Consider the following 17070-nt stretch of genomic DNA (forward strand, 5'->3'; position numbering starts at 1 on the left):
CACCCGTTCACGATGGTCTTCAGGGCCCCGCCCGGACCCGCGCGATGTTCGCGGTGGGGCTGTCGATCCTGCTGTCGGTGCTGGATTACGCGGTGGCCAACGTGGCGCTGCCCAGCATCGCGGCGGATATCCACACCACCACCTCCAACTCCATCTGGGTCATCAACGCCTACCAGCTTGCCAACGTCATCGCGTTGCTGCCGCTGGCCTCGCTGGGGGAGCGGATTGGCTACGCGCGCATGTGCCGCATCGGTCTGGTGGTGTTCGTCGTCGCCTCGTTGGCCTGCGCGCTGGCGACCAATCTGCCGGTGCTGGCGGCGGCGCGGGCGTTCCAGGGGCTGGGCGGTTCCTGCATCATGAGCGTGAATGCGGCGCTGCTGCGGTTCATCTATCCGTCGCGCATGTTGGGCAAAGGCATCGCGCTGAACGCCATGATTATCGCGCTCGGCACCGCACTGGGGCCAACGGTGGCATCGGCGGTGCTGTCGGTCGCGAATTGGCCCTGGCTGTTCCTGATCAACCTGCCGCTGGGTGGGGCGGCATTGGCGTTCGCCAGCACGTCGCTGCCGGTGACCCCACGCACCAACAAACCGTTCGACGCGCAAAGCGCCGGGCTGAACGCACTGGCCTTTGGCGCCCTCATCGTTGGCGGCGACCGCGTGGCGCATGGTAGCGACGCCATCGCGACGGTGGTGATCTTCCTGGTCGGGGTTATCAGCCTGGCGCTGCTGGTGCGCCGGCAATTGGGTACGACGGACCCCTTGTTTCCGATCGATTTGCTGGCCCTGCCAGAGTTCCGGGTCGCAGTACTGGTGGGGTTTTTGAGCTTCATCGGCTCGAACCTGTTCATCATCTCCATGCCATTCATGCTGCAGGAGGGGTTTCACCGCACCGCCGTCGCGACGGGGTTGCTGATCACGCCATGGCCATTGGCGATCGTGCTGGTGGCGCCGCTGGTAGGCCGGTTGTCGGATCGCTATTCCGCGGGCGTGCTATCCAGCATGGGAATGCTGGTGAATGCGATCGGGTTCCTGCTGCTGACGCTGCTGCCGCCAGACCCGAGCAATCTCGACATCATCTGGCGCATCGTTCTGGCGGGCGCCGGGTTCGGGTTTCTGCAGCCGCCGAACAACCGCGCCATGCTGCTGGCCGCACCCCGTACCCGCGCAGGCGGGGCCAGCGGCATGATCTCGATGACGCGGCTGCTGGGGCAGACGGTGGGCGCGATGTCGGTCGCATTGATCTTCGGCTTTATCGGCAGCGGCGCCACCCGGACCTGCCTGGGGCTTGCCGCGATGGCCGCCGTCATTGCTGCGTTAATGAGCGCGTCGCGGCTGTTGCGCAAACCCCGCGCCCCCGCCGCGACGTAGGATTCACCTAGCTGGCAGCACCCGGTGCCGCAGTGTCGAGGCTGCGCTTGCCGCTTTGCTTACCGCACCAATTGCCACACCAGGCTGTTTGTCGCTGCGGGAACTGAGTCGCAGGACATCGCGAATCCGCCCTGGTACAGGCGGGAGCCACGCGAATACGGAATGCCGTTATACAGGCAATACACTGTCGGTTCGAACGGATGAGCCTGTGTCGGCGGCGGCCCGGGGAGGGTCGGTAGTGGCGGCGCAGGCACGGTGGGCACCTGCTGGGCAAGCGCCACATCCGGCAGCACAACCATCAACAGGGTGGCTAGGAACTTCATGTGCGCAGTCCTCCGTGTGCGTCGCGCCGAGGCGGCCGGCGCAGCCGCCAGTTTGCCCAACTGCGCCCGGTGCGATCCCGGATCAGACCACCTTGTGTGCTGATGATCGGTCGACACGGTGCCAGATTATTGCAGCCGCCGATGCTTGTGAAGGCAAAGCAATGAGGGCCGGCCGGGTCAGCTCTTTTCGAAGTCGGTCTTCTCGGTGACGGGCAGGCCCTGCAAGTGCCGGCGTAGGCAATCCAGGGCCAGTTCCACGGCGCCCAGCCGCACCCATTCCCGGCCGCCGAGAATGCGGGATTGGCGGGACACGACACCCGCCGCATCGGCGATGCCGAGGCAGATGGTGCCACCGAGATCCATGCGGTCGGCGCCCTCGTCCAGGTCGATCAGCACGGCCAGGGCGTGCGTGGCGCCGGATTGCGCGCGGGCGGATTGCGCCACCGCCTCCGCCATGTCGGTGCTGACGGGCGAGGCCAGAGTGGGGAGGCCGAGCGTGGCGCCGATCTGGGCCAGGTCGCGGGCAACGATGCCGCTGCGAAAGACGGTTTCGCCGCCGGGCAACGGGGCGATGCGCGCCGCGACCTGCCCGCCGGTGAAGGTCTCCACCACCGCGAGTGTGCCGGTGCGTTGCAGCAGGTCGGCGACCAGCACGCCTTCCAGAGTTTGGTCGTCCTCGCCCAGGATGAAATTGCCCAGGCGCTTGCGCACCTCCGCCTGCACGGGGGCCAACTTGCGATCGATCTCCGTCCGGTCGGCGCCGCGCACGGTGAGCTTGGTTTCCAGTTGCGGGTAATGGGCGCGGAAGCCCAGCTTGACGCTGCCATCCGGCACCAGGTTTTCCACCCCGGCCAACAGTGCATCGACGTGGGATTCGCCTAAGCCGTAGGAGTGGAAGCGCTTCAGGTAGATAGCCGTCGGCTCACCACTGCGGGCCAGTAGGCGGGGGATGATCTGTTCCTCGACCATGCGGCGCAATTCGCGTGGCACGCCGGGCGTGAAGAAGAAGCGCGCCTGGCCAATGTCCAGCGCAAAACCGCAGGCTGTGCCGATCGGGTTGTCCAGCACCTCCGCCGTGGCGGGAAGCATCGCCTGTTTGCGGTTGTTCGGCGGCATGATGCGGCTGCGGCGGGTGAAGAAGCTTTCCATGGTGACGAGCCATGCCTCGTTCAGCACCAGTTCGACCCCCGCGGCCTGGGCAGCGATTTCCTGCGACAGATCATCCACCGTTGGGCCAAGGCCGCCGTTGACGATGACGGCGTCGGCGCGGGTGGAGGCTTGACGGAAGGCGGCGAGCAGGTCCTCCCGGTCATCGCCGACGGTGGTCTCCCAGCGGACGGAGAGGCCGAAATCTTCCAGCTTCTGGCTCATATAGCTGAAGTTCGTGTTGGTGATCTTGCCGGTCAGCACTTCGTCGCCGGTGCAGATGATCTCGATGCGCATGGTGGCCATGTCTTGGGATTTTCCTAATCGTCAGGCTTCGGGGACGTTACGGTCCAATTCGTCCAGCCAGATGCGGGCGTTACCATCGGATGGCGCGCGCCAGTCACCGCGGGGGGATAGCGCACCGCCGGCGGAGATCTTCGGGCCGTTCGGCATGGCGGAACGCTTGAACTGGCTGAATCCGTAGAAGCGCTGCAGGAACACGCGGAGCCATTTGCGGATTTCCGGCAGGTCATACGCCATGCGTTGCGCCTCGGGAAACCCTGGCGGCCATTGGCCGGACGCGGTGTCGGCCCAGGCGTGCAGCGACAGGAACGCAATCTTGGACGGGCGCATGCCATAGCGCAGGACGTGGAACAGGTTGAAATCCTGTAGTGCGTACGGGCCGATCAGCGCCTCCGTGCTCTGAATCGGCTTGCCCGCCTCGGCAGGGACCAGTTCGGGTGAGATTTCGGTGCCTAGAATGGCCAGCAGCGTTTCGGACACCTCGGGCGCGAATTGCTCCGAACTGACGATCCAGCGGATCAGATGCTGGATCATGGTTTTCGGCATGCCGGCATTGACGTTGTAGTGCGACATCTGGTCGCCAACGCCATAGGTGCACCAACCCAGCGCCAGTTCCGACAGATCGCCGGTGCCGATGACAATGCCGTCATGCTGGTTGGCCAGGCGGAAGAGGTAGTCGGTGCGCAAGCCGGCCTGCACGTTCTCGAACGTCACGTCGTGCACCGGTTCGCCGCGGGAATATGGATGGTCCATATCCTTTAGCATCTGCCGGGCGGCCGGACGGATATCCAGTTCGGCGTGTGCCACGCCCAAGGTCCGCATCAGCGCCCAGGCGTTGCTTTTGGTGACGTCGCTGGTAGCGAAACCCGGCATCGTGTAGGCGAGAATGTCGGTCCGGGGGCGCTTTAGCAGGTCGAACGCACGCGCGGCGACGATCAAAGCCTGCGTGGAGTCCAACCCGCCGGACACGCCGATCACCACGCGCTTGATGTTCGCGGCACGGATGCGCTGCGTCAGGCCCGAGACCTGGATGTTATACGCTTCGTAGCAATCTTGCTGCAGCCGCTGCGCGTCGGCGGGGACGAAGGGAAACCGCTCCAACCGGCGGCGCAGGCCGATATCGCCCGTGGGCGCGTCCAGCCGGAACATCACCCGGCGCCAGTTGCGCGGCGCGTCCAGCCGGCTGGTGTCGTCGAACGTGCCCATGCGCATGCGTTCCTGGCGCAGCATGTCCAGGTCGATATCGGCGATGGCGCATTGGTCGTCTTCGGGGAAACGCTCCGTTTCCGCCAGGGTGGCACCGTTCTCGAACACGCCAGCCTGGCCGTCCCAGGCGACGTCGGTGGTGGATTCCCCGGCGCCGGCGGCGGCATACAGATACGCGGACAGGCAGCGGGCGGACTGCGATTGGCACAGCATGCGGCGCGTGTCGGCTTTGCCGATGGTGATGTTACTGGCCGACAAATTCGCCAGCACCAGCGCACCGGCCAGTGCGGCGGCGGAACTGGGGGGTACGGGGACCCAGAAATCCTCACAGATCTCGGCATGCACGACCAGGTCCGGCAGGTCTTCGGCGGCGAACAGCAGATCCGTGCCGAAGGGTGCGTCGATTGCGCCGATGCGGATGGTTTGACCCGCGACGCCCGCGCCGGAAACGAAATGCCGCCGCTCGTAGAATTCCCGGTAGTTCGGCAGGTAGGTCTTGGGCACGACGCCCAGCAGGCGACCGCGATGAATGGCCAGCGCCACGTTATACAACCGCGCCTGGTGCCGCACCGGGGCGCCGACCAGCAGCATCGGCAGCAGCGTGGTGGAGGCGCGGACGATTTCCACCACTGCCTGCTCCACCGCGTCCAGCAGAATGTCCTGCTGGAGTAGGTCGCCGATGGAGTAGCCGGAGATGCCCAATTCCGGAAACACCGCCAGCGCCACGCCATCGTCGTGGCATCGTTGCGCCATGCGCAGGATCGTCGCGGCGTTGGCCGCCGGGTCGCCCAGGGCGACGCGCGTGGTGCAGGACGCCACCCGCGCGAAGCCGTGCCGGTAGAGCGAACGGAAATCCGAGGTCGAACTCATGTGGGCTCCTGCATCGGTGGCCGCGGTTTCCCGGGTTCACCCGGCACCTAGCCTGCGGCTACGGTGCCGATATGTCGACCCTTCCCGCCAAATCCACCACGCCACGCGCCATGCCGCTCTGGGTGCTGGCGCTAGCCACCACGCTAGGCATGCAGACGGTCGCGTCGTTTTTGGACCAGAGCCTGCCCATCATCGCCCCGCTACTGACCGCCGGGGCTGGGTTGGCGCCGGAGCGGGTGGGCAATCTGTCGTCGCTGAACTCCCTCGGGACCGTGCTGTTCCTGATGTTCGGCGGCCCGGTGCTGGCGCGGCTGGGCCCGGTGCGGATGCTGCAAACCGGGGCGATCATGGCCGTGACAGGCCTGCTGATCGCGTCCAGCAGCTGGTGGCCGGTGCTGGTGGTGGCAGCGACGCTGATGGGGGTCGGCTACGGCCCCTCCCCACCCGCGGGCAATCGCATCCTGGCCGCCACCGCGCCGCCGCAGCATCGCACGCTGATCTTCTCCATCAAACAGGCGGGGGCACCAGCCGGCGGGGCGTTTGCCGGGCTGATCCTGGCGCCGGCGGCAGCGGCCTGGGGTTGGCCGACCGCGCTGCTGGTGGCGATGGCGATCGGGCTGGCGGCAGCCGCCATCATCAACCCGGCGCGCGAACGGCTGGACACGGAGCGCGAGCCGGACCGGCCAATCGGGCTGCGCGTGCTGTTCAACCCGCGCAACGTCGCCGCGCCGTTCCTGCTGCTGAAGGCGAACCCGGTGCTGCTATCGGTGACCGCGCTCGCCTTCTCGTTCGCCATCGTGCAGGGGTCGCTATTCTCGTTTTCGGTCACCTATCTGGTGACATCGCGGCATTTGCCGCTGGCGACGGCCGGGATGGTCTATGCTTGCATGCAGTTCGCCGGGGTGTTTGCCCGCATCGGCCTCGGCTGGCTGGCCGATCGCACCGGGCGACCCGCGCATAACCTAACCGTGCAGGCCTTCATCGCCGCTGGCCTGGTCGTGTGCTTCGCTAGCCTGCCGGACCTGCCGCCCTTTTGGGTTGCCGCGGGGCTGGCTGCCGCCACGGGGTGCTTCGGCGCCAGTTGGAACGGCATCTACATGGCCGAGGTCGCGCGCCTGTCCGCCGCCGAGCGGATTACCGAGGCGACCACCAGCAGCGTGCTGGTGACGTTCCTGGGCTACGTGTCCGGGCCGTCCATCTTCTCCATTCTCGTCACGGCGTCGGGTGGATACTGGGTGCCGTTCCTGTTCGCCGCCGGCCAATTGGTGGTGATGGCAACCATCCAGGCCGTGGTGCTGGCCCGGCGCGCCTAAGCCGCCGCAACCCTTCGTGAACGCGGTCTGGGCAACTTCCCCAGCGGCCCCACGTCTGCGGTGCTGCACTGCGGGATACGGCCATGGGGCTTGTGAAGTTTGCGCTGAAATTCCGCGTCACGATCTACGTGCTCTCGCTGCTGATCCTGCTTTGCGGTGTCGGCGCGATCGTGACCATGCCGAAGGACGTCCTGCCCAACGTCGATATCCCCGTCGTCTCCGTCATCTGGACCTATACCGGGCTGGACACGAAGGAGATGGAGCAACGGGTTACCACCTACTCCGAATTCTCCCTGTCCAACAACGTGAATGGTATCAAGAATATCGAGAGCCAGACGCTGCAGGGCGTCACGATCGAAAAGATCTACTTCCAATCCGATGTGTCGATCGATCTGGCGATCACCCAGATCGTGTCCGCCACCAACTCGATCCGTGCGGTGATGCCGACCGGGATCCAGCCGCCGATCGTCGTGCGCTACAGCGCGTCCGCCGTGCCGGTGATCCAACTGGCGCTGTCCTCGGACAAGGAGAGCGAGCAGGCGCTATATGATTACGGCCAATACCGGGTGCGTCAGGCGATCACGTCGACGCCGGGCACGACGATCCCCTCGCCGTTCGGCGGCAAGCAGCGGCAGGTCATGGTGGATCTGGATCTGCACGCCCTGCAGGGATTGGGTCTGGCGCCGACCGACGTTGTGAACGCGATCAGCAGCCAGAACCTGACCGAGCCGAGCGGCATGGCCAAGATCGGCGCCACGCAATACCCGATGCAGTTGAACGCCATCCCAGACTCGATCGCGGCGTTGAACCGCATCCCGATCAAGGTGGTGAATGGCGCGCCGGTGCTGGTGCAGGACGTTGCCTACGTCCGGGACGGCAACCAGGTACAGCAGAATATCGTGCGCGAGAACGGGCGGCGCAGCGTGCTGCTGACGATCCTGAAAAACGGCAATGCGTCCACCCTGTCGGTGGTGAATGCGGTGAAGGGGCTGCTGCCCGGCATTCGTGCGGCGGCGCCAAAGGATATGAAGATCACGCCGCTATTCGACCAGTCGGTGTTCGTATCGGGCGCCATCAACGACGTATTGCGTGAAGGCGGGATCGCTGCCGGGCTGACGGGCATGATGATCCTGCTGTTCCTGGGTTCGTGGCGGTCGACGCTGATCGTGATGGTGTCGATCCCGTTGTCGATCCTGACCTCGCTGGCGGTATTGGCGGTTCTGGGCAACACGCTGAACATCATGACGCTGGGCGGGCTGGCGCTGGCGGTCGGCATCCTGGTCGACGACGCGACGGTGGCGATCGAGAATACCTACCGACTGATGGAAGAAGGATCGGAGTTCAAGGAGGCCGTGGTGGAGGGCGCCAGCGGCATCGCCAAGCCGGCGTTGATCTCCACCCTGTCGATCTGCTGCGCGTTCGTGTCGGTGCTGTTCCTGAACGGGGCAGCAAAATTTCTGTTTACGCCGCAGGCGCTGGCGGTGGTGTTCGCGATGCTCGCCTCCTACGGGCTATCGCGCACGCTGGTCCCGATCATGATCGACGTGCTGGTGCGCAAGGAATACGACAGCCGCAAGGCGGAGAAGGAGCAGACGGACGAGCGGCAGGATCGCAAGCCCGGTCTGTTCCGCCGCATCCACGCCGGGTTCGAGCGCGGGTTCGAGCATTTTCGCGAGGGCTATAGTGCCCTGTTGCAGGTGGCAGTGCATCGCCGGTGGATGACGCTTACCGTCGCCGGGGCCACGCTTGTCGTGGGCGGCACGCTGTTCCTATTCGTGGGGGAGGATTACTTCCCGCAAATCCAGGCTGGCCAGTTGACGCTGCATGTGCGCGGTCGCTCCGGCTTGCGGATCGAGGAAACGGAGCGGCTATTCCAACAGGTGGAAGACACCATTCGCCAGGAAGTGCCGTCGACCGACCTGGTCCTGGACAACATCGGACTGCCGGCGAACAACTATAACCTGGCCTTCACCGACGGCTCGACCGTGGCGCTGAATGATGGGCAGATCCTGATTTCGCTGAAGCCGGACCATCCATCGCCGGCCGGGATCATGCGGAGACTGCGCGTGGCACTCCGCGACAAATTTCCGAACGCGATCTTCTACTTCCAGCCCGCCGATATCATCACCCAGGTGCTGAATTTCGGCCTGCCGGCGCCGATCGACATCCAGGTGACCGGCCGGGACAGCGTCAAGAACCTGCAAGTCGCACAGGAACTCGTACGCCGGGTGCGCGGTCTGAAGGGCGCTGTGGACGTGCATTTGCAGCAGATCGTCGATGCACCGGCGTTCTTCGTGGACGTCGATCGCATTCGCGCCCTGCAATTGGGCCTTACGGAGGAACAGGTGGCGCAGAACCTGAACACCTCGCTGGCGTCATCCTACCAGGTGACGCCGAATTTCTGGACCGATCCGAAGACCGGCATTCCCTACCAGTTCGCCGTGCAGACGCCGGAATACCGCACCGACTCCCTGTCGGACGTCGAAAACACGCCGCTGCTGGTGTCCAATAATGGGGCGAGCGCGCCAAATCTGCTGTCCAACCTGGCAACGTTGACGCGCCAATCGCAGCAGACGGTGGCGAACCATGAAAATACGGCCCCGGCGTTCGACGTGATGGCCAATGTGCAGGATAGGCCGCTGGGCAGCATCGAGTCGGATATCAAGCCCATCGTGCAGGATCTGCAGAAGCGGCTGGGGCCGGGCAACAAGATCGAAGTGCGCGGCCAGATCCTGTCGAAGGACGACGCGTTCACCGATATCGCGCTCGGCCTGGGTGTGGCGATGATCGCGGTCTACCTATTGATGGCGCTGAACTATCAAACTTGGGGCGATCCGCTGGTCGTGTTGCTGGCATTGCCAATGGCGTTCTGCGGCATTTGCGCCAGCCTGTTCATCACCCAGACCACGCTGTCCATCCCGTCGCTGATGGGGGCGATCATGAGCGTGGGGGTTGCGTCGGCGAACTCCATCCTGCTGGTGACGTTCGCCAAGGAGCATCGGGAGCAAACCGGCTGCAGCGCGGCGGAGGCGGCGATCGAGGCTGGGACGACCCGGTTGCGCCCGGTGCTGATGACGGCGGGGGCGATGTTCGTGGGGCTGATCCCGATGGCGCTGGGCCTGGGCGAAGGCAGCGAACAGAACGCGGCCCTGGCGCGTGCGGTGCTGGGCGGGGTCGCGGTTGGCACCTGCTCGACCCTGCTGTTCGTGCCGTTTCTCTACTCCGTGCTGCGTAGCAAGGAGATCAAGCCGTTGGAGGATTACATATGACCGACGAGCCGCGTCGTATTCCCCGGCGGCCGTTACTGGTCGCCGGGGTAGTCGTGGTCGCGCTGCTGGGCTGGGGCGCATGGGGGCAGTACGATCGTGCTGCGCTGGCGTCGCAAACACAGCAGAATACCGATGATTTCGTGCCGACGGTCCAGGTTGCCAAGGCCAAGCTGGAAGATGGGCCGGTGACGTTCACCCTACCCGGCACCGTCAGCGCGTTCGACCAGGCGACGATCTACGCCCGCGCCACCGGTTACATCGCGGAGCGTAGGGTCGACATCGGCAGCCGGGTGAAGAAGGGCGATCTCTTGTTCCGAATTTCCGCGCCCGATCTGGACCAGCAATTGGCGCAGGCAAATGCCCAACTGGTTCAGACGCAGGCGGCGCTGGCGCAGTCCAACGCGCAGGTCGACCAGGCGAAGTCCAGCACCCGTCTGGCGAATGTGACGAACGGCCGCACCTCCACCTTGGCCAATCTGGGCTGGGAGACCCGCCAGAACGCCGATAATACCCGGCTGGGACTGGCCGGTTCGCAGGCAAGCCAGGAGGCGGCGCAGGCGGCGGTGAAGGTGGCGCAGGCAAATCTGGCGGCGCAATACGCCACCATGCAGCGGCTGCAGCAGCTGAAGGATTACGAGAACGTCACCGCCCCGTTCGACGGTGTGGTGACTAGCCGCAACGTCGACGCTGGCGATCTGGTGAGTGCGGATAGCAACGGCGCCGGCAACACGCTGCTGACCATTGCGCATGACAACGTGGTTCGCGTGCAGATCAACGTGCCGCAAAGCGGGGCGATCGGCATCCATGATGGATTGGATGCGAAGATCTACGTGCCGGAACTCCCAAACCGGGTGTTCACTGGCAAGGTGGCCCGCAGCGCGGTTGCGCTGGCGCAATCGTCCCGCACCATGCAGGCCGAGGTCGACGTTCCCAATGCCGATGGCACGCTGCGCCCTGGACTGTATGTGACGGTCGAAATCGCGATCCCGCGGACATCACCCGGCGTGGTCATTCCGTCCGAAGCGGTGCTATTCAACGGCGATGGGCTGCGCAGTATGGTTGTCGGCGACGGGGGCGTGGTCCATATGCACGATATCGCCATCTACCGCGATTTCGGGACCAGCGTAGAAGTGAACAAGGGCCTGGCGGGTGGCGATTCGGTCGTTCTCAGCCCACCGCTGACGGTTGCAGACGGTGGCCGGGTGAAAGTGCAACCCCCTGCCGAACAGCAGACGCCAAATAGCGCCAAGCCGGCGCCGCGGAGCTAAATATGCTGGAAATCGACGTTGTCGGGATGACCTGCACCCATTGCGTGCTCGCAGTGTCGGACGCTGTATCAGCCGTGCCTGGTGTGTTGGGGGTCGCGGTCGACCTCGCCACGGCGAAGGTGCAGATCCAGGGTGAACCTAACCCGAGCGCGGTCCGCGCGGCGATCGAGGAAGAGGGGTATTCGGTCCGCTAGGCGCCCCCAACCTGGCGGAAGGGAGCGCCGGGGACGCTGCTAGTAGGATGCGCCCTTGCTGTTCGGGACCGGGCCGGTCGTCGTCATACCGTTGCCAATCCCGACGCTTGGGATGCTGCCAAGCTGGCGCTGACCGCCGCCATTCGACGAAGTGACGCCGCTTGGCGCCTGGTTTGGCCCGTTGGCATTGGCGGTTCCCGGCCCCGTGCTTGCGCAGCCGCCGAGGCCGACGCATGCGACCAGGGCGATACCGATATACTTGTTGTTCATAAACCCACTCCATTGGCCCCATTCGCTGGGGTTACGGTTACGAACGCAATCGATATGGTGGAGTTTGCCGGGGCAGTTGCTACAAATAGGCTTTGCCTGCCTCGCTAGCGAAGCGCGCCGGATCGCCCTCCCAGATGATGCGGGCGTGTTCCAGCACGTAGACGCGGTCGGCGTGCGGCAGGGCGAACGTCACGTTCTGCTCCCCCAGCAGCACGGTGATCGGCGTGGTGTTGCGCAAACGCTCCAGCGCGTGGCTGAGTTGTTCCAGGATGACGGGCGCCAGGCCGAGCGTAGGTTCGTCCAGGATCAGCAATTTTGGCTGCATCATCAGGGCGCGGGCAATGGCCAGCATTTGCTGCTCGCCACCGCTCATCTTGCCGGCGGCCTGGGTCGCGCGGGATTTCAGGATCGGGAATAGCTCGAACAGCCAGTCGAGCTTGGCCGTCCGATCGCCGTTGGAGAGGCGGGCGCCGCCGAGGTCCAAATTCTCCCGCACGCTCATCGTGCCGAATAGCTCACGGCTTTCCGGGCACTGCACGATGCCACCGCGCGCGATGCTGCCGGCGGTGCGCCCGGCGAGTGTATCGCCGCCCCAGACGATGCTGCCGCTATAGGGCACCAAGCCGGAAATCGCATTGAACAGCGTGGTTTTCCCCGCGCCGTTCAGCCCGACGACGGAGACGAACTCCCCCTCCCGCACATGGATGGACACGCTCTGCAGCGCCTGTGCCTTGCCATACAGGACGCCGACATCCTTCACCTCCAGCAGAGGCGGGCCGGGTTTCTGATCCAGCTCCGGACGGGCCGAGGTCTCGATGCTGCCGGCGCCGAGATAGACCTGGCGCACGGTCGGGTTTGCCATCACGTGCTCGGCACTGCCTTCGGCGACGAATTCACCCAGGTACATGGCCAGCACGCGGTCCACCAAGGCGGCGACGCTTTTGACGTTGTGGTCGACCAGCAGCACGGCACGGCCTTCCTCGCGGAAACCGGCGATCAATTTGGAGAAGGCGGCGACCTCCCCGGCGGTCAATCCGGCAAAGGGCTCATCTACCAGCACTACTTTCGGGTTGCGCGCGATGGCCTTGGCCAATTCTAACCGGCGAAGGTCGGCGAAGGGGAGCGTTGCCGGGCGGCGATCGAACACGGCACCCAACCCGACGCGTTCGGCGATGGCGCGGGCCTTGCCCTCGACCGCCGGGTCGGCAAACAGCTTCAGCAGGGCGTCCGGCAGCAGGGCGAGCTTGATGTTCTCACCAACTGTTTGCCGGTGCAGCGGGCGGGAGTGCTGGAACACCAGCCCCACGCCCTGTCGCGCGATGCGGTGGGACGGCCAGCCGGCGACGTCCACCCCGTCGATGACGACGCGGCCGGCGTTCGGCCGTTCGATGCCCATGATCAGCTTCATCACGGTGGATTTGCCGGACCCGTTCGGCCCGATCAGCCCCAGGATCTCACCGGGTTTGATCGAGAAACTCATGTCCTTCACCGCCACCAGGCCGCCGAAGCGCTTGGTCAGGCCCGAGACCTGCAGCAGCCCGGTGGATACTGTTGAGCGGTCCGGACGCGGACGGACATCCACGTTCATGCTTCACTCCGACGATGCAGCAGCGTGCCGAGGAACCCGGCGGGGACGAACAGGATCACCACCAGCGCGAAGGCCGACACGACGAAGGTGCTGAGCTGGCCGAGTGGCCGCAGCACCTCGCCGGCGCAGACCAGGAACACGGCGCCCAGTATGGCGCCCAGGATGGTGCGGCGACCGCCCAGCACGGCGGCGATGATCACCTGCACACCCACGGCAAGGTCGATCACCGTGCCCGGTGACGCGGTGCCGTAGTAGAAGACCAGCAATGCCCCGGCGAGCCCGCTGAAGAACGCCGACACGCAGAACGCCGCCAGCTTGTGCTTGGCTACGTTGAAGCCCAGCGCCTGCGCCTCCACCGGGTCCTGCCCACAGGCCTGCAGGATGAGCCCCGCAGACGAGCGGGACAGGCCGAATAGAATAAGCCCGCTGATGGCCATGAACCCGAGCGCAAAATAATAATTTGTGTTGTCGTCGATCGACAGCACGTCCGGGACGGTCAGCCCGATTTCGCCGCCGGTCCAGTGGGCGAACACCGTCACCATCTGCTGCAACAGCAACACGGCCACCAGCGTGATCAGCCCGAAATAGGGGCCGGACAACCGCAGCGCCGGCAGCGCCAGCAGCACGCCGCCGATGATCGCCATCGCAGTGCCGAACACCACGCACACGGCAATTGGCCACCCGGTTTCCGCATCCAGGATGCCCGCACCATAGGCGCCCAGCCCGACGAGAAAGGTCGGTCCGAAGTTCACCTCCCCCGCAAAGCCGAACAGCAGGTCCCACGACATCGCGAAGACTGCGAAATAATAGGCCGGGATCAGCACGCCAAGGATATAGCCGGACACACCCAGCGGCAGCAGGATGGCGATGAGCAGAAGGCCCAGCACGCCCCAGAACAGACGGGAGCCCAATATGCCGCGCATCAGCGCCTCCCCAACAGGCCCTGCGGCCGTAAATAGACCACGGCGACCAGCAGGATCAGCGATGGGATGTTCCGGTATGCCGGGGAGATGAGATACGAGGTGATCGTTTCCAGATACCCGACGCAATAGGCGGCCACGAGCGAGCCGGACACGCTGCCCAGCCCGCCAAGCACCACGATCGAGAAGGCCGATGCCGTCAGCGTGCCGGCATTGTCGGACGACACGCCCAGGAAGGCGCCCAGCAGCACACCGGCTACGCCAGCCAGCACGCCGTAGATCGCCCAGACCAGCAGGTGGATGTTGGACAATTCGTAGCCCAGCAACGTCAGCCCACGGGGATTGATCGAGGCTGCCAGCAGCGCCTTCCCAGCCTTGGTCTTATTCACCAGCAGCCATAGCGCGCCGATCGTGGCCCAGCACAGCACCGCGGTCAGGATCTCGTTCGTGGGGGTGCGCACGCCGGCGATCTCCGTCACGCCGGCGATCAGCGGGCGCACGGTATGCGGGCTGGTGGTGGTGAAATAGGCGACCGCCTCCTGGATCATGATGCCCCACAGCAGTGTGCCGGTGAGCACGAAAATCTCGGTCTCCTCCCGCGGGATGGAGCGGGAGCGTTGGATCGGCCGCACCACCAGGAAATAGGTGGCGAACGCGGTGGCCATGCCAGCCGCCAAGCCGGCCGCAGCACCACCCAGCGCGCCCACCGTATCGGCGGCCAGCCAGGCCACGACGGCCGCCACCAGCATGGTGCCGCCATGCGCCAGGTTTAGCACACCGGACACGCCGAACATCAGCGTGAACCCGACCGCGCCCAAACCGTATAGCGCACTGATCGCAAAACCGTCGATGAGGACCTGAAGCGCTAGCATGCTCCGGTCCTCCGCATGACCATGATTGGCATCGGCAACCCCTTTGCCCTCCCCCGGGTGTGGGAGAGGGCGCTAATGGCCAGGCTCAGTTCGTCAGCTTGACGAAGCCGGGGAACTTCAGGGTGTTGCTGCCGGCGACGGAGGCGGGCCAGATCGGGACCTGCTTGCCGTCCTGCCACTGCACGAACAGGCCGCTCACGGCGTCCTTGCCGTATTCCATGGCGTGGGTGGACGGGTTGTCCTTGCCGAAGAACCGGATCTGGCCGACCGTGCCCTGCCAGTCCGTCTTCTCCAGCGCATCGACCATCTTGTCCGGGTCCGTGCTGCCGGCGCGATGGATGGCGTCGGCGATGTAATACACCTCGTCATAGGCGCCATAGCCGGAATAGGCCGGGGTGATGCCGTATTTTTTGATGTAGGCCTGGGCGAACGGCACCGTCTTCGGCGTGCTGGGCACGCTGTCCACGGCCACGAGTTGCAGCACGATACCCTCGGTCGCGCCGTTCGTGTCCTTCCAGAAGGTGGAGGACGTCGCCTGTGATGAAATTCCGAATTGCGGAATGGGGACCTGCTGGTTGGCCCACTGTACCGTCGGCTGCACGCCCACATGGCTGATGCCGGTGATGATGACGTCCGGCTTCTTGCCTTCGATCCCGTTATAGATCGGGGTGAAGTCCGTCGTATCGGGCGACATACGGATGTGGTCCAGCACCTTCAACCCGACTTTCGGCAGGCATTCGATGAACCCGGCATCCAGCGGCGTGGTCCAGGCCGCGTCCTCGCTCATGATGACGGCGGATTTCATGTGGTATTTGCTGTCGACCAACAGGTCCTTCGCTGCGTCACAGGTGGCACTCGCCAGGAAGCTGGAGGCCAGGTAGCCGTGGAAGAAATACTTCAGGTGGTCGTAATCGGCATGGATGCGCTTGCTGATGTCGTCGCTGGCCGCACCCGGCGTGATCGTCGGCATCTTCAGCCGGCCGGCCCACGGCTCCAATGCCAGGGCCACTTCGCTGGTGTAGCTGGCGATGACCGCGTTCACTTTGTCCTGGGTGGCCAAGCGCTGGATGGCGCGCACCGCGTCGGCGGCGGAGTTGTGGTCGTCATAGGCCACCAACTCGATCTTGCGGCCGTCGATCCCGCCCTTGGCATTGATCTCATCGGCGGCGATTTGCGCGCCATTGGGGATGGCGATGCCGGAAATAGCGGAGTTTTCCGCGATAATGCCGATCTTGATCGGGTCGGCCGCGGCGGCGGCTACGGGCAAGGCGAGCACGGCAAGGGCCGGTAGCAGTCTCATTACGGACATTTGGACACATATCCCCTGGTAAGCCGCCGGTTTGGCCCGGCATTGCCGCAACGCTAGTGCAAGCGTGGCGTGGGAGTAAATCGGCAATCGATGTCTGGCGTCTCGCCGGGCACAGGTTATGCTCAGCCCCATTCTGAAGGAGACCAAAGATGGCGACGATTACGGTGCAGGCGACGGACGGCTCGGGCAGTTTCTCTGCCCTGGTGGTCGAACCGACGACCAAGCCGGCCGGCGCCGTGGTGCTGATTCAGGAGATCTTCGGTGTGAACGACGCGATGCAGGCGATCGCTGCCGAGGTCGCCGATCTGGGGTTCATCGCCATCTGCCCCGACCTGTTTTGGCGTATCCAGCCCGGCATCGTGCTGACAGATAAGACCGATGCCGAGTTCAAGCAGGCGCTGGAGTATATGGGCCAGTTCGACCAGGCGAAGGGCATCGACGATTTGAAGGCGACGGTTGCGGTAGCCCGCGCCATGCCGGGCTGCAACGGCCATGTCGGGACGATGGGCTACTGCCTGGGCGGCCGGTTGGCGGTGATGATGGCGGTGTCGTCCGATGCGGACGTGAACGTGTCGTATTACGGCGTCGGGATCGATGACCAGGTCGCCGAGTTCGAGCATCTGCGCAGCCCGCTGGTGATGCATATCGCTGGCGAAGACGGGTTCTTCCCCGCCGCGGGCCGCGCGAAAGTGATCGCCGCGGCGAAGGGTTTGTCGCACATCCAGGCCTTCAACTATGACGGCGCCGACCACGGGTTCGCCCGGGTCGCTGGCAAGCATTGGAACGGCCTGGCCGCCACCATCGCCAACGGCCGCAGCGCCGAAGCCCTGGCGGTGGCCCTGGGCTAGC

General features: G+C 65.1%; 14 protein-coding genes. 6 read left to right on the forward strand and 8 right to left on the reverse strand.

From position 1 onward, the window contains the following. Positions 1 to 44: 44 nt before the first annotated feature. On the forward strand, positions 45 to 1370 hold the full coding sequence (locus GSQ76_RS11335; RefSeq protein ID WP_158744052.1) for an MFS transporter: 1326 nt from the start codon (positions 45 to 47) through the stop codon (positions 1368 to 1370). A 59-nt stretch (positions 1371 to 1429) separates the two neighbouring features. Here GSQ76_RS11335 and GSQ76_RS11340 read toward each other — a convergent pair whose 3' ends face one another. From GSQ76_RS11340 to GSQ76_RS11350, 3 genes are all read right to left on the reverse strand, one after another. Further along, entirely contained in the window at positions 1430 to 1693 is a 264-nt protein-coding gene (locus GSQ76_RS11340; RefSeq protein ID WP_158744017.1) for a DUF1496 domain-containing protein, read from the reverse strand. A gap of 177 nt (positions 1694 to 1870) precedes the next feature. Next, positions 1871 to 3145, reverse strand: coding sequence for a CinA family nicotinamide mononucleotide deamidase-related protein (locus GSQ76_RS11345; protein WP_158744018.1), 1275 nt, complete (start codon positions 3143 to 3145; stop codon positions 1871 to 1873). A gap of 21 nt (positions 3146 to 3166) precedes the next feature. After that, positions 3167 to 5218 (reverse strand): NAD(+) synthase, encoded by a 2052-nt coding sequence (locus tag GSQ76_RS11350; RefSeq protein ID WP_158744019.1) that lies wholly within the window; start codon positions 5216 to 5218, stop codon positions 3167 to 3169. 71 nt (positions 5219 to 5289) lie between these two features. On the opposite strand from GSQ76_RS11350, the gene GSQ76_RS11355 reads away from it, so the two are divergent. From GSQ76_RS11355 to GSQ76_RS11370, 4 genes are all read left to right on the forward strand, one after another. Continuing rightward, entirely contained in the window at positions 5290 to 6531 is a 1242-nt protein-coding gene (locus tag GSQ76_RS11355; RefSeq protein WP_158744020.1) for an MFS transporter, read from the forward strand. 83 nt (positions 6532 to 6614) lie between these two features. Further along, entirely contained in the window at positions 6615 to 9800 is a 3186-nt protein-coding gene (locus tag GSQ76_RS11360) for an efflux RND transporter permease subunit (protein WP_158744021.1), read from the forward strand. Continuing rightward, positions 9797 to 11068 carry an efflux RND transporter periplasmic adaptor subunit gene (locus GSQ76_RS11365; RefSeq protein WP_158744022.1) on the forward strand — a complete coding sequence of 424 codons (1272 nt, stop codon included), beginning with the start codon at positions 9797 to 9799 and terminating at the stop codon, positions 11066 to 11068. Before GSQ76_RS11360 ends, GSQ76_RS11365 begins: the two co-directional genes overlap by 4 nt. 2 nt (positions 11069 to 11070) lie before the next feature. Next, the gene (locus tag GSQ76_RS11370; protein ID WP_158744023.1) at positions 11071 to 11262 is read left to right on the forward strand and encodes a heavy-metal-associated domain-containing protein; all 192 of its coding nucleotides are present in this window, start codon (positions 11071 to 11073) and stop codon (positions 11260 to 11262) included. 39 nt (positions 11263 to 11301) lie between these two features. On the opposite strand, the gene GSQ76_RS11375 is transcribed toward GSQ76_RS11370, so the two are convergent. The 5 genes from GSQ76_RS11375 to GSQ76_RS11395 all read right to left on the reverse strand — a co-directional run bounded on the left by GSQ76_RS11375 (position 11302) and on the right by GSQ76_RS11395 (position 16212). Beyond that, positions 11302 to 11532: a hypothetical protein gene (locus GSQ76_RS11375; RefSeq protein WP_158744024.1), complete on the reverse strand. Its 231-nt coding sequence runs from the start codon at positions 11530 to 11532 to the stop codon at positions 11302 to 11304. Positions 11533 to 11611: 79 nt separating this feature from the next. Beyond that, positions 11612 to 13120 carry an ATP-binding cassette domain-containing protein gene (locus GSQ76_RS11380; protein ID WP_158744025.1) on the reverse strand — a complete coding sequence of 503 codons (1509 nt, stop codon included), beginning with the start codon at positions 13118 to 13120 and terminating at the stop codon, positions 11612 to 11614. Next, positions 13117 to 14043, reverse strand: coding sequence for a branched-chain amino acid ABC transporter permease (locus GSQ76_RS11385; RefSeq protein ID WP_158744026.1), 927 nt, complete (start codon positions 14041 to 14043; stop codon positions 13117 to 13119). The genes GSQ76_RS11380 and GSQ76_RS11385 overlap by 4 nt, the downstream gene beginning before the upstream one ends. Next, positions 14043 to 14912, reverse strand: coding sequence for a branched-chain amino acid ABC transporter permease (locus tag GSQ76_RS11390; protein WP_158744027.1), 870 nt, complete (start codon positions 14910 to 14912; stop codon positions 14043 to 14045). The genes GSQ76_RS11385 and GSQ76_RS11390 overlap by 1 nt, the downstream gene beginning before the upstream one ends. 85 nt (positions 14913 to 14997) lie before the next feature. Beyond that, positions 14998 to 16212: an ABC transporter substrate-binding protein gene (locus GSQ76_RS11395; protein WP_216851002.1), complete on the reverse strand. Its 1215-nt coding sequence runs from the start codon at positions 16210 to 16212 to the stop codon at positions 14998 to 15000. 158 nt (positions 16213 to 16370) lie between these two features. On the opposite strand from GSQ76_RS11395, the gene GSQ76_RS11400 reads away from it, so the two are divergent. Then, positions 16371 to 17069, forward strand: a complete 699-nt coding sequence (locus tag GSQ76_RS11400) for a dienelactone hydrolase family protein (protein WP_158744029.1) — start codon at positions 16371 to 16373, stop codon at positions 17067 to 17069. Position 17070 lies beyond the last annotated feature (1 nt).

It is taken from the genome of Acidisphaera sp. L21 (assembly GCF_009765685.1).
GTDB lineage: Bacteria > Pseudomonadota > Alphaproteobacteria > Acetobacterales > Acetobacteraceae > LMUY01.

What these genes read in the sequence shown, in the direction of transcription:
- GSQ76_RS11335 (WP_158744052.1), top strand. Translation starts at nt 45, where the DNA reads ATGTTCGCGGTGGGGCTGTCGATCCTGCTGTCGGTGCTGGATTACGCG.
- GSQ76_RS11340 (WP_158744017.1), bottom strand. Translation starts at nt 1,693, where the DNA reads ATGAAGTTCCTAGCCACCCTGTTGATGGTTGTGCTGCCGGATGTGGCG.
- GSQ76_RS11345 (WP_158744018.1), bottom strand. Translation starts at nt 3,145, where the DNA reads ATGGCCACCATGCGCATCGAGATCATCTGCACCGGCGACGAAGTGCTG.
- GSQ76_RS11350 (WP_158744019.1), bottom strand. Translation starts at nt 5,218, where the DNA reads ATGAGTTCGACCTCGGATTTCCGTTCGCTCTACCGGCACGGCTTCGCG.
- GSQ76_RS11355 (WP_158744020.1), top strand. Translation starts at nt 5,290, where the DNA reads ATGTCGACCCTTCCCGCCAAATCCACCACGCCACGCGCCATGCCGCTC.
- GSQ76_RS11360 (WP_158744021.1), top strand. Translation starts at nt 6,615, where the DNA reads ATGGGGCTTGTGAAGTTTGCGCTGAAATTCCGCGTCACGATCTACGTG.
- GSQ76_RS11365 (WP_158744022.1), top strand. Translation starts at nt 9,797, where the DNA reads ATGACCGACGAGCCGCGTCGTATTCCCCGGCGGCCGTTACTGGTCGCC.
- GSQ76_RS11370 (WP_158744023.1), top strand. Translation starts at nt 11,071, where the DNA reads ATGCTGGAAATCGACGTTGTCGGGATGACCTGCACCCATTGCGTGCTC.
- GSQ76_RS11375 (WP_158744024.1), bottom strand. Translation starts at nt 11,532, where the DNA reads ATGAACAACAAGTATATCGGTATCGCCCTGGTCGCATGCGTCGGCCTC.
- GSQ76_RS11380 (WP_158744025.1), bottom strand. Translation starts at nt 13,120, where the DNA reads ATGAACGTGGATGTCCGTCCGCGTCCGGACCGCTCAACAGTATCCACC.
- GSQ76_RS11385 (WP_158744026.1), bottom strand. Translation starts at nt 14,043, where the DNA reads ATGCGCGGCATATTGGGCTCCCGTCTGTTCTGGGGCGTGCTGGGCCTT.
- GSQ76_RS11390 (WP_158744027.1), bottom strand. Translation starts at nt 14,912, where the DNA reads ATGCTAGCGCTTCAGGTCCTCATCGACGGTTTTGCGATCAGTGCGCTA.
- GSQ76_RS11395 (WP_216851002.1), bottom strand. Translation starts at nt 16,212, where the DNA reads ATGAGACTGCTACCGGCCCTTGCCGTGCTCGCCTTGCCCGTAGCCGCC.
- GSQ76_RS11400 (WP_158744029.1), top strand. Translation starts at nt 16,371, where the DNA reads ATGGCGACGATTACGGTGCAGGCGACGGACGGCTCGGGCAGTTTCTCT.